At 61.6% G+C, this 11,794-nt stretch carries 10 protein-coding genes and 2 pseudogenes; 7 read left to right on the forward strand and 5 right to left on the reverse strand.

Annotation, left to right across the window (positions count from 1 at the left end; genetic code table 11):
- Positions 1 to 115: 115 nt before the first annotated feature.
- Positions 116 to 1,510 (reverse strand): hypothetical protein, encoded by a 1,395-nt coding sequence (locus ACFQX9_RS34830; RefSeq protein WP_377791758.1) that lies wholly within the window; start codon positions 1,508 to 1,510, stop codon positions 116 to 118.
- A gap of 338 nt (positions 1,511 to 1,848) precedes the next feature.
- Here ACFQX9_RS34830 and ACFQX9_RS34835 point away from each other — a divergent pair.
- Positions 1,849 to 2,013, forward strand: a pseudogene (locus tag ACFQX9_RS34835) (IS5/IS1182 family transposase); the annotation flags it as partial.
- Positions 2,014 to 2,743: 730 nt separating this feature from the next.
- Here ACFQX9_RS34835 and ACFQX9_RS34840 read toward each other — a convergent pair.
- The 3 genes from ACFQX9_RS34840 to ACFQX9_RS34850 all read right to left on the reverse strand — a co-directional run bounded on the left by ACFQX9_RS34840 (position 2,744) and on the right by ACFQX9_RS34850 (position 5,144).
- Entirely contained in the window at positions 2,744 to 4,282 is a 1,539-nt protein-coding gene (locus tag ACFQX9_RS34840; RefSeq protein ID WP_377791759.1) for an FAD-dependent monooxygenase, read from the reverse strand.
- 244 nt (positions 4,283 to 4,526) lie between these two features.
- Positions 4,527 to 4,871, reverse strand: coding sequence for a response regulator (locus ACFQX9_RS34845; RefSeq protein ID WP_377791760.1), 345 nt, complete (start codon positions 4,869 to 4,871; stop codon positions 4,527 to 4,529).
- An 81-nt stretch (positions 4,872 to 4,952) separates the two neighbouring features.
- A complete protein-coding gene (locus ACFQX9_RS34850) occupies positions 4,953 to 5,144 on the reverse strand; it encodes a hypothetical protein (RefSeq protein ID WP_085360126.1) in 192 nt (63 codons plus the stop codon).
- A gap of 352 nt (positions 5,145 to 5,496) precedes the next feature.
- Between ACFQX9_RS34850 and ACFQX9_RS34855 the strand changes: the two genes are divergently transcribed.
- The 5 genes and pseudogenes from ACFQX9_RS34855 to ACFQX9_RS34875 all read left to right on the forward strand — a co-directional run bounded on the left by ACFQX9_RS34855 (position 5,497) and on the right by ACFQX9_RS34875 (position 9,663).
- Positions 5,497 to 5,796: a hypothetical protein gene (locus ACFQX9_RS34855; RefSeq protein ID WP_085384722.1), complete on the forward strand. Its 300-nt coding sequence runs from the start codon at positions 5,497 to 5,499 to the stop codon at positions 5,794 to 5,796.
- Positions 5,797 to 5,858: 62 nt separating this feature from the next.
- A pseudogene (locus ACFQX9_RS34860) lies at positions 5,859 to 6,269 on the forward strand (GNAT family N-acetyltransferase).
- 234 nt (positions 6,270 to 6,503) lie between these two features.
- Positions 6,504 to 7,772, forward strand: coding sequence for a CaiB/BaiF CoA-transferase family protein (locus tag ACFQX9_RS34865; RefSeq protein WP_166517601.1), 1,269 nt, complete (start codon positions 6,504 to 6,506; stop codon positions 7,770 to 7,772).
- 106 nt (positions 7,773 to 7,878) lie between these two features.
- Positions 7,879 to 9,108 carry an acyl-CoA dehydrogenase family protein gene (locus tag ACFQX9_RS34870; RefSeq protein ID WP_377791761.1) on the forward strand — a complete coding sequence of 410 codons (1,230 nt, stop codon included), beginning with the start codon at positions 7,879 to 7,881 and terminating at the stop codon, positions 9,106 to 9,108.
- Between the two features lie 9 nt (positions 9,109 to 9,117).
- A complete protein-coding gene (locus ACFQX9_RS34875) occupies positions 9,118 to 9,663 on the forward strand; it encodes a flavin reductase family protein (protein WP_085349517.1) in 546 nt (181 codons plus the stop codon).
- A gap of 25 nt (positions 9,664 to 9,688) precedes the next feature.
- Here the strand turns inward: ACFQX9_RS34875 and ACFQX9_RS34880 are convergent, their stop codons facing one another.
- Complete coding sequence (locus tag ACFQX9_RS34880) at positions 9,689 to 10,660, reverse strand: NAD(P)-dependent oxidoreductase (RefSeq protein WP_085394661.1); 972 nt, start codon at positions 10,658 to 10,660, stop codon at positions 9,689 to 9,691.
- Positions 10,661 to 10,781: 121 nt separating this feature from the next.
- Between ACFQX9_RS34880 and ACFQX9_RS34885 the strand changes: the two genes are divergently transcribed.
- A complete protein-coding gene (locus ACFQX9_RS34885) occupies positions 10,782 to 11,765 on the forward strand; it encodes an ABC transporter substrate-binding protein (protein ID WP_377791762.1) in 984 nt (327 codons plus the stop codon).
- Positions 11,766 to 11,794 lie beyond the last annotated feature (29 nt).

Raw genomic sequence — 11,794 nt, forward strand, 5'->3', positions numbered from 1 at the left:
GTTTGGGCCCTATCCACTGGTTCGGCCATTGTTCGCTTCTCGGGAAGACCTGAAACGACGCTCATACTCTCGAACGCGACGATAATGACCTAAGACGTCTCGTTGGTTAAGTTAACTAGCTGCTCGAAGCTTCCGCAACGCCAGGCGTTCCTGCTTCTTGACCGCTGGTGGGCGCCTGTTGCGACTCTTTCAGGAGCAGCAGCGCCGCAGCTGTGACGAGACCGGTGGTGAGCAGGTACACGGGCGATATGTTCAAACCGGGCCCTTCGATGACCAGATAGGAGAACAATCCCGCGGTCGACGCGATGAAGCCGAGCCAGGCAAGCTTCGGAAAGCGAAATCCACGTTCGCCGCGCCAAAGATCAAGCACGAGGTAGTACACGAGAAGGCTGTTGCAGAGTGCAGCCGGCAGCACGCCCAGGACGATTCCGTTTTCGAACGCGAGATAGGATAACACGCCGTCGACCTGAGCCATCACCGCGAAGGGCACATAGCGCGGATTGAGGCAGGCCAGCGCGATCGACACAAGCTCGAATGCGTAGAAGTACCGCTCGTGCATCTTCGGGAGCAGATACGGCATGAGCATGAGCGATACACAGGCGGCGAGCAGAATAAACTCCGGCCCCGCCCGTCGAGAGCGCGCGATGAAGATCGACAAGGCGAGCCCGCTCGCGGCCGCGAGCACCATGCCGACGGCGACTCCGATCGCGTACGGCAGTCCGCCAGCCAGCACCCAGATGTTCGCTGCGTTCATGGTGAGGCGATTGAAGGTGTGAGCTTGGTCCAGATAGACTGCGAACACGGAGGCCAAAGATCTACCGGCGACGAGAACCGGAATGGCGAGAACCACATAGATCCCGGGAAGGGTGGCGAGCCATGCCGGGTGGATCCTGCGGCGCAGAATCATGCCGAGTACGAACGGTCCCAGGAACACGCCCTGAGCCTTCACCGAAAAGGCCATCGCAAATGACGCAACGCCATTTCGGTCCCGCATGAACAGCGCGACGGAAACCAGCGTGAAGAAGGTCCAGATCGAATCACTCTCCGCCCACACTGCGCCGTTGAAGATTACCGTCGGTGCAAGCCAGACAGCGCAGAAGGCCAGGGAAGCGCGCAACGGCAGCTTTGTCGCTCGCCAGACGATCTGGGCCACAGTGATCGCGCAGCCCAACTCGAATACTGCCGAGATCGCTTTCACGAGGGAAAGTGGCTCGCCCAGCCAATCAAATCGGGCGGCAATCAGCAGGAGATAGCTGTAGAACGGCGTGTAGTTGGTAAAGGCTTCGGCCAGCCCGGCGACTCCGTGATCGCGAGCAAAGACATACCAGGGGATCAGGAACTGAAAGGCGTCGTCGGTCGCGTGCTCCCGGGCGAGGTAACGGAGCCCAAGGCCTGCAAACCCGCACACCATCACTAGGCCGATCGCAAGCGGCGAGTTCGTGGGCAACGTCTCGTTAGGACTGATGCAGAGGCCGGGATCGGCCGACGTGCCGATAGTGTCTTTTTTCACGCGATCGCTTTTGCTGTTGAGGTCTTTGAAGGCGCTGCGACTTCATTTTTGCGATCAACCTAGACGAGCAATCACTTCCAGTTTCATAAAGAGCGGTTCTGCCATGGGCAATTTCTCCCAGAAAGATTGTTTGGTTAGCAAAGCCTTAGTGGAACTGATGATCGTTTAAAGTGGGTCGGCCGCAGGGACGCGAGTTCGTATTGGGCCGCCTTCATGGTCCTCACGTCGCCGAACGCGCCCGCGGAAGATGCGTTGACCGCTTGGTCGCCGGCGAGCATTAGTTGCGCCTCCCGTGTGGATTAAAGGGCCCGCCGGTGGCAAGGCCGTTCGCGTGATCTCATCCGTTCGGCACGATGAAGGGTTGAATGGGAGCAACACACTTTCTCACGAGAAAGTTGCCAAAGAAGGCGATCGAGATGTCGCTCAATGTGCTCGCCTACAACATCAGGCGAGCGATTATGATCGTGGGCGTAGGCGGATTGCTGGGGGCGATGCAGGCATGAGGTCGGCTCTTCGCGGCCAAATCAGCGCCTAGATGAAGCTTCTGGTTGTCAGGAGGTCGATCCCATCGCATCAAAGCCCCGGCGGCCGCGGAATGCGCCGGTAGGCCTCAAGTTTCACCGTTTTCACAGGGCCTGGGCCCTTAGCACACATGCGAAACGATGCTCAACAAGGGCCGCTATTGGACGCGTCGCACCATTTACTTCGGTTGCACAAGGCGGCTGCTATTGAAGTGAAGCGGGAGTTCTCAACGATGGACAGCATGGCATCGTAGAGCCCAATGGATTTGATACGTCGGGCAAAACCTGGCAGAATAACATGATCGAGACGAGTTTGTTTTCGCCCGCGCCGGGCCTTTGCGCCGCGGATTTTGCGTCTCGAATAACTGATTTGAAACTGTAGAGCCATTTTCCCTATGACTGAAATTGTGAAGTTCCAGCCGCGCTCTAAGGCAGTTCGCAGGATGAGGCATGAGCACGGAAGCGAAAGGGGCGTCGAAATCGCGTTGAAGCAGGTAGGGGCACCGGATGGCCACAATGGATCGCCGATGGGCTAGCTTATGAACCGGAAAGGCCGGCTCTGGAATTTGGCTTGCCCGGAAACGCAGCCGCACCGGAAGCCGACGAGCGGCGCAACATCCGAATCTTGAGTCGTGTTGCAAAAACCTGATACTCAACAGCATGCGGCGAACCGCGGGCTGTTTGTTTCCGGCGGCGGGTGCACTGCTTCTCGTTACGCCGCAGGCGCCCCGAACCACCTCGTCAGCGCGTCCGCAAGTCCGTGATGACTTTGATCTCTCACCCAGGCCACGTGCCCGTCCGGCCGCACCAGCACGGCGCTTGGTACTGCGACTTGTCCGACGTTCGGAAGCTCCCAGGCGCCCTCGTGTTTGACATCCACTGTTTTGATGCGATCAGCCCATGGTGCGGTATCGAAGCTATTCTTCTCGCCAAGATTGAACAGCAAGCCCCGCGCGTCGTGCAGCAGCGTGAATAGTCGCAGCGGACGCCCTTCGAGTGTCAAATCGAGATCGGGGATGCGGCGCCCCAGCAGTGCGTGTCCTTTGCCGAGGTCATAGTGCACGTCGAGCCCGCTCATCATCGCGCCAAAACGCTTACGCGGCTCGTCCATGCCGAGCAGTTCGGAGACGATTTCGCGCGCGGCCTTGAGGCCGTCCTCGCCGCGCCGGAGCAGGGCGATTTGCGCCATGGTGTTGCGCAGCACGCGCGCGGCGACGGGATGGCGCTCGGCGTGGTAGGTGTCGAGCAGGGTTTCGGGCGACAAACCCTTGACCACTTGCGCGAGCTTCCAGCCGAGATTGACCGCGTCGTGCAGGCCGGTGTTGAGGCCCTGCCCGCCGACAGAGTGATGGATGTGCGCGGCATCGCCGGCGATTAGCACGCGTCCGCTGCGATAGGACACGGCCTGCCGTGCCGCATCGGTGAAACGGGAGATCCAGGACGGGCTGTGGAGTCCGAAGTCGGTGCCGTACACGGCGACGAGGGCTTCGCTGAGATCGCGGGGGCCAGGCGCGCCGGTGCGATCGAGCGTAGCTTCCGTCACGACGACCAGCACGCGCCCGCTCTCGGTCTTGCTGAGGCCGTGAAAGCCGAGCGCGTCGTGGCGCAGGCCCCATTCCGGCTCCACTCGCATCTCGACTTCGGCCATGAGGTTGCTCAGCGTCGGACCTGTGCCGATGAAGTCGATGCCGGCGGCCTTGCGCACCAGGCTGCGGCCGCCGTCACAGCCGACCAGATAGTTTGCGCGCAAGGTCTCGCCGCCGGAGAGCGTCACGTCGATGCCGGTCTCGTCCTGCGCAAAACCCGTCACCTCGCGGTTGCGATAGATCGGCACCGCGAGCTCGCTGACCCAGTCAGCCAGGATGCGCTCGATGTGGCTCTGCCGCAGGGCGAGCCCGTAAGCGTGGCGGGTGGGGAGGTCGCTGATGTCGAGCCTGGTCCAGGCGAAGCCCGCGAGCTGGGTGATCTGTCCTTCGCGCAGGAAGCGATCCGCGACGCCGCGCTGGTCGAGGATCTCGATGCTGCGCGCGTGCAAGCCGCCGGCGCGCGTGCCTGTTAGCTCCTGGTCGGCGCGCCGTTCGACCACGGCGACGTCGACATGCGCGAGCGCGAGCTCCGCGGCCAGCATCAAGCCGGTCGGGCCAGCGCCGGCGATCACCACCGCGTGGTCTTTCACTTGGTGTTGCGCGTGGCGGGCGCCAGCCCCTTTGGCGTGGCCGCGCGTCCGGGACGTCGGAAGCAGTACAGGCATGTGATGACCCTTGGTGTTGGATGGTGTTCGGGTCGAGGGTTCTACGGCAGGGGCGGGGGCTTGAAGCAAGCCCGTTGCACACCACATATCTGCGTGGGGGGAGAGAATCCTTTGTCCGCGTTCGCCGCGTTGACACGTCGGGCAAAACACCGGCATAATGCCATCATCGAAAAAGAATTTGGTTCAACCCGCGCGGACGCGATCCGCTGCGGGTTTTGTTTTGCGTTTTCTGGGCTTGCGACCTTCAGCAGATGCCGGTGGTCCGCTGCATGGTGCTGGCGAGTTCCTCGAACGAAAACGGCTTTCTGATCATGGGAAGGCCGTCGCGCCGGGGTTCACGCCCGGACAATTGCAGGATCTTCAGTTCCGGGCGGTCTCGCCTGGCCCGCTCGGCCAGTTCATGACCGTCCATGCCAGGCATGTTGATGTCGGTGATGAGGATGGAGATATCCTGGTTCTGCTTGAGCCGGTCGAGCGCATCGTGGCCGCTCCGGGCGCTGATGACTTCGCAGCCGAGATATTCCAGCATGTCAACGATGACGTCGAGCACGCTGGGATCGTCGTCAACAACCAGTACGGTATGGCTCATCGCACAACGTTCCTTCTGAAGGAATAAACGCGGGCGCCGTGGCGTAAGTTCCGGCGAGATGCGCCCCGTCTGCGGAGCGGCCTAATCGTCCTTCGACAAATCGCCGGGTTTGGTGGGAAGGTCGATGGGGCCGCCCTCGCCATTCACGAGATCGCAGTCCTTGTCGCCGGCGTCCTCAACGACGGCTTCTAGCGTGTCCCGCTCCTTGTCGCTGCGCGGCTTTCGTCCAGGAAGATTTGGCGACGTGTTTTGTGAGGTCGTCTTGAGTGTCATCTGCCGGCCCTCCTGATCGCCTAACGCGGCTTAAGCGAATTCGTTCGTTTGACACGTCTGCGAAAACACTGGCAGAATGGCATCATCGAAACGAGTTTGGTTCACCCGCGCGGAAAGCTTCCGCCGCGGGTTTTTTCGTCTCGATCGAGATCGGACGGCCGCGGCGCGTTGCGGCCACGCACTCGTCGAACCTGGTGCGCCGCCGGCCGTACCATTGCTGGCCGCGTACGCGCGAACGTGCCGGCCCACGGCGCTGGGCCAGTGCTCGCGCCGCTGCGGTCTCCGGAGCCAATCTGGTTGTCTCCTACTTCGCTACGCGCGGCTTCGAGAACTTTGAAAGGATCATCAAGCGGTGAAGATGACAGATGATGAAGTCAGGGCGATGGTTGCCGAGATGCTGGCTGAGCAACATAGGCTTCAGCAGGCGAACTTTGATGCCATCGTATTGCGGACGGTGGCATCGGTGCTGGCGTCTTTCGGAATTGATAATGACGATCGAAAGGAGCTAAGGGCGGATTTTCAGCATCTGCGCCGATGGCGAACGAGCGTCGAGCAGGCGCAGAGCTACACGCTCAAGGCCGTGATTACGGTGATCGCCACCGGTCTGATGGGTGTGGTTGGGCTAAGCGTCAAGGTCGTGCTCGGCAAGTGAGCCTCAGCCGCGACGACATTGCTGCATTCCATTCACGTCGTCCTTACCCAACGGACCGTCTCATGCACAGAATTCGCATCGTCGATGCATCCGATGGCGACATCGCCGATACATTGGTGGACCTTCACCGGTTGACGTACTTCAATGCGGCTCCCTTGCCACAATTCAACTTAGGGGCGTGGTGGCTTGCCTATCATGGCGATGAGCCAGTAGCTTCGCCGATGTCGTCCCGTCAACACACGTTCGAAATGGCTCCAGGGTGTGTTGCAGCGGCACCGGGGACGTGACCTCCAGTGCAGGCTGATGCGGGTGATCGAGGCAGGACACGGCGTACTGGACGGGACAGCATCGTCCCGGATACGACGGACAATCCGGTGTCTGCCAATAATTCATCCGGGCGGGCTATTGGCTCTTCGAACCCCATGTGCCCTGGGCTTGGCCGCATACGGTACTGGCGAAAGCGGCTTCGCTGAACGAGGAGCCAAGTTTCCCGTGGTGCGGAACGCGATTCACGCAACGCAAAAATGGTTCGCGCGAGATGAAGCGAAACACGGAACGTTCAAGGCCCGGCAGCTTGACAGCTGCCGGCCCTGTTTGCGTATTGAAGCGATACGGGCGAAGGACTTGCGAAGTCCGCGGTGCCGGGCTTTAAGTTTGCTCCTGCGGAAAATTCGGCAACGATAAGCCGATGTAAGGGAGCGCCGTCGATGCCCACCAAGCCTCAATTGCCGGAACGTTCGTCGCGGGCGACGGGCGCGCCTACCGCGCTCGATGGTCTGCTGGTCGTCGATTTCACGCGTGTGGTTGCCGGCCCGGCCTGTACGCAGACGCTTGCTGATTTCGGCGCGCACGTCATCAAGATCGAGAATCCAGACGGAGGCGATGACACGCGTGCGTATGAACACGCCGAGATCGGTGGAGAGAGTGCTGCCTATCTGAGCCTCAATCGCAACAAGCGTGGCATCACGCTCGACCTTACCGTGCCCGAGGCTCGTGAGATCGCCCTGGACTTGATTCGCAAGGCCGACGTGGTCGTCGAGAACTTCTCCAGCGGGGTCATGAAGAAATTTGGCCTGGACTATGAAGCTGTTGCGCCGCTCAATCCGCGGCTGGTCTATTGCTCGATCTCCGCCTACGGGCGCACCGGGCCGTTTGCCTCGCGTCCCGGCTTTGATCCGATCACGCAGGCGGAAAGCGGCTTCATGTCGCTCAACGGATTTGCCGATGGCCCGGCGGTTCGCACCGGCCCTCCGATCGTGGACATGGCGACGGGGATGTCTGCCTGCAACGCCATCCTGATGGCGCTGTTGGCGCGGGATCGGCTCGGTCACGGCCAGCATGTCGAGGTCGCCCTGTTCGACGTCGCGATGGGCATGACCGGTTTCTATGGCATGGCCTATCTGATCAACGGCGAAAATCCCGGCCGGTTTGGTAATTCGCCGAGTGGCTCTCCTACCGTCGGCGTGTACGAGGCCTCCGATGGACCGCTTTACATGGCCTGCGCGAACGACCGGCTCTATCGCCGGCTCGTTGTTGAGGTGCTGAACCGGCCCGATCTCATCACCGATCCGCAGTTTGCAACGCGCAAAGCCCGCTCCGAGCACAAGGAACTTCTGCGAGCAGCCATCGCGGAGGTCTTTGCAAGCGATACCCTCGAGAACTGGATGGCGAAGATGAAGCTGGCCAATATCCCGGTCGGCTATCTCCGGACGGTCGAGGAGGGGTTCAATGCACCGGAGGCGCGAGAGCGCCATCGCTTGAACCGGATTCCACATCGTACGGCAGAGTGGGTCCCGAACATCGAGCCGCCGATTACCATGAGCTTGACCGGCTCGATTGATCCTGTGGCTGCTCCATTGCTGGGCGAGCACACGGAGCAGGTCTTGCGTGATACGCTCGGTTACGACGAGCGTCGGATCTTGGAGTTCAACCAAAAGGGGGCTTTTGGATCGGGCAAGTCATCGGTGCAGGTTTGAGCCCAAGCGGTCGTTCCCTTGGGACGTGCAAATCGCGCCTTAGCGCTGCATCCGCTTGATTTGGCAAGGGTCTCGCCGCATAAATGCATGAAAGCGAGGGATACGAATGGCGCCTGGTCAAGAGCCGAGCGTAGGCCAACCCGCAGGGGCGCAATTCGATGAACCTGCCCATGCGGCAATGGTCGCGAAGGCCCGCGCGCTCGTCCCGCGGCTGCGGGAGCGGGCGGCGCGGACGGAGGAGTTGCGGCATCTGCCGCCGGAAACCGAGAAGGATCTGCACGACGCGGGCCTGTTCCGGATGCTTCAGCCCAAGCGCATTGGCGGCGCAGAACTCGATTATGTCGCCTTGATCGATTGCGCGGACCTGCTCGGACAAGCGGACGCCTCGGTGGCATGGAATCTGGCCAATCTGGCGAGCCATCACTGGATGCTCGGCATGTTCCAGCCGACGGCGCAGGAGCTGGTCTGGGGCCGTGATCCTGACGCGCTGATCGCGTCCTCGTTCATTTTTCCCGCCGGACGTGCCACGAGAGTCGAGGGCGGATACCGGCTCCATGGCAGCTGGCCGTTCTCCTCGGGCGTTGCCTCCTGCGCATGGAACATGCTTGCAAGCGTGGTCTACTCCGACGACGAGGCAGACGGCATCGAGTATCGGATATTTCTGCTGCCGAAAGCCGACTACAAGGTCCTCGACACCTGGAATGTCGCGGGGCTGCGCGGGACAGGGTCTTGCGACGTGGAGGTCAGGGACGCTTTCGTGCCCGAGGACATGACGGTTGCAGTCGGCGATCTTGACGGCGGTCCGACGCCGGGAAGCAAGCTCAATCCCAACCCGCTGTATGCGCTCCCGGTGTTCTCGCTGTTTCCCTACGTTCTCTCCGGCGTCGCGCTGGGGAACGCGCAGGCGTGTCTCGACGATTATGCGGAGGTCGTCCGTCATCGCATTTCCACCTACAACCACGCCAGGCTGAGCGACTTTCAAAGCACCCAGATCAAGATCGCTGAGGCGTCGGCGAAGATCGACGCTGCACGCCTGATCATGCGCTCGGCCTGTCTGAATGCCATGGAGGATGCAAGGCGGGGTCATCTCCCCGATATGGCGACCAAGACCCGATATCGGCGCGACGGCGCTTTTTCAGTGAACTTCTGCACGGATGCGGTGTCGATGCTGTTTGCCGCGAGCGGAGCACGGGGCCTGTTCACGACGGGCGCGTTGCAGCGACAGTTCCGCGATGCGCACGCGATCAACTCGCATCTCGCGTTCAATTTCGATGCGGCCGGGACCAATTATGGACGCGTGGCGCTGGGGCTGCCGTCCGAGAATCTCACGCTGTGAGGCCGGCCGATGAATGATCTGCCGAAGCAGCCGGCCGTTCCCGATCCGGCCAACGAACTCGCGAGCGACAGCTCGCCGATCGATCCCCGCGATTTTCGCAGCGCGCTCGGCACCTACGCCACGGGCGTGACGATCATCACGGCCGCGGCTCCCGACGGCAAGCCCTATGGCCTGACGTGCAATTCGTTCGCCTCGGTCTCGCTGAATCCGCCGCTGGTTCTTTGGAGCCTCGTTGTCTATTCCTCTAGTCTGACCATCTTCCAGAACGCCAGTCATTTCACGGTCAACGTTCTTGGCGTTTCGCAACAGGCGCTTGCGAGCAAATTCGCCAAGTCGTCTGATGACAAGTTCACCGGTGTCGAGTGGACGCCGGGCCTCGGCAACGCGCCGGTGCTCGCCGAGAGCGTCGCCAATTTTCAATGCCGCTCAGTCAATCGCTATTACGGCGGCGACCACGTGATCTTTCTCGGTGCGGTCGAGGCCTATACTTACAATGCGAAGGAGCCGCTGCTCTTCGCGCGCGGCGCGTTCGGCCGATTTCTCGCCGACGGCTAGCACAAGCAGTCACAGCCAGCGTGCTTCACTTCGCGCTCGACGGTTCAGCGCTCCCCGCCGAAAGCTTGTAGATTTCGAGCGCATCCGCGTCCGCGCCTCGCGCGGCCTTGGCAAGCCTGAAAAGTTGTCCTGCGAGCGAGGCCATGGGCACCGGCGTCGACGTCGTCTGCGCGACGTCGGCGACGGTATCGAGGTCCTTGAGCATCGTAGCGATATGACCAAGCGGCGGTGAGTGTATGCCCTGGACCATCCGCGGCACAAACAGCTGCAACGGAATGGAGTCCGCGAAGCCGCCGGCGAGGGCTTCGGGTAACCGGTTGGCATCGATTCCGGCGTTCACGGCAAGGCGTGTTGCCTCCGCAAGAACGGCCATCGCGCATCCGACGATCACCTGGTTGCACAGCTTTGTGGTCTGGCCGGCGCCGGTCGGGCCCATGTGGGTAAACCTGCGTGCCATGGCGAGCACGTAGGGGCGGACCCGCTCGATATCGCTGGCTTTTCCGCCGGCCATGATGGCAAGCGTGCCTTCCTCGGCGCCCTTGGTACCACCTGACACCGGCGCATCGATCCAGCCCGCGCCATTCGCAGCTAACAATCGCGTTGCAAGGTCTCGTGCGGCGTCAGGATGGATCGACGAGAAGTCGACCACGAGCTTGCCCGCGCCGGGCGCAGTTGAGATACTCTCGGGCCCGAAGATCACCTCTTCCACGGCAGCCGCATCCGTCACGCACATGAAGACGATGTCGGAGCTCTCCATCAAGTCACGGGGCGTGGCTGCGCGCCTGGCACCGGCTTCGACGAGCGCGGCCATCTTCCCTTCCGACCGGTTCCAGACAGTGATCTGATGGCCGGTGTTGAGCAGGCGCCGGCTCATCGGTGTCCCCATCAGTCCAAGGCCGAGATAGCCGAGCCGCTCGACGCCTTGCGGGTTTGTCTTGCTCGCTTCAGCCATAGGTTGCCTCCATCTGCCGCCGCGCGACGCTGCACTACCATACATGGCGTAACTCACGACGAAACCGCCCCGCCTGCATGGCTTGCTTGATTGTTTGAACCATGAAACATTTGCCGCGGTCGGGTTGGATGGCGCCGGTCGGCGCCTGGGCAGCGGAGTGGGCACGATGCGAACCGTTTCGAAGTGGATCCTGGCTTTGGGGGCGGCAGCGGCCGTGAGCGCGAGCGCAGGCTCGTCATCGGCACAGCAGACAATTCGAGTCGGCTGGACGATTCCGGCCGAGGAATCCAAATACTGGATGATGCGCCGCCCGGCTGAGTTTCCCAACATCGGCAAGGCCTACAACATCGAATGGACCCAGTTTCAGGGCACCGCTCCGATGACGCAGGCGTTGGCGGCGGGCGCGCTGGATTGCGCGACCCAGGCGCCGCTGTCGCTCGCCAACGGCGTGGTTGGCGGCAACCTCAAGGCCTACATCGTGGCGCAGCATGTCTTCGAGAAGGCCGGTGGTTTCTCGGTCTACTGGGCTGTCATGGACGACTCCCCGATCAAGACGATCGCCGATCTCAAAGGCAAGACGGTCGGTATCTCCGTGATCGGCGGCGGCACCCAAGGCCCGTTCAATCTGTTGCTGAAGCAGAATGGCATCGATCCGGCCAAGGACATCAAGCTGGTCGAGGTCGGCTTTGCCGTCTCCGAAGATGCGTTGCGGCAGGGCCGCGTCGATGCGGTCAACATGAACCAGCCATTTGCCGCGCGCGCGGAGGCAAAGGGCGGCACGCGCAAACTGTTCTCGCTGTCGCAGGCGATGCCGAACATCGTGCACATTCTGGAAGCCTGCCGTGCCGATTTCGTCGACAAGAACCCGGAACTCGTCAAGGCTTACGTGCGTGACATTACCTCCGGCATGAAGAAAGCGCTGGCGAACCGGGAAGAGACGTTGAAGGTCGTCAACGAAGTTCTGAAGGCACCTATTCCGGTTCTCGAGACCTATCTGCTTAAGGACAACGATTTCGGCCGCGATCCGGGCGCGGCACCGAATTTTCCCGCGATCCAGAAGATGCTGGACATCTACGCGGAGACAGGGATGCTGCCAAAATTGGATGTCGCGCAATTCAAGCATTCGACGATTGTCGCTCCGCTGCAATAGGCGATCGGGCGAATGAACCGAGCGAGAAC

The organism is Bradyrhizobium sp. GCM10028915, assembly GCF_042666195.1.
Lineage (GTDB): Bacteria > Pseudomonadota > Alphaproteobacteria > Rhizobiales > Xanthobacteraceae > Bradyrhizobium > Bradyrhizobium canariense_D.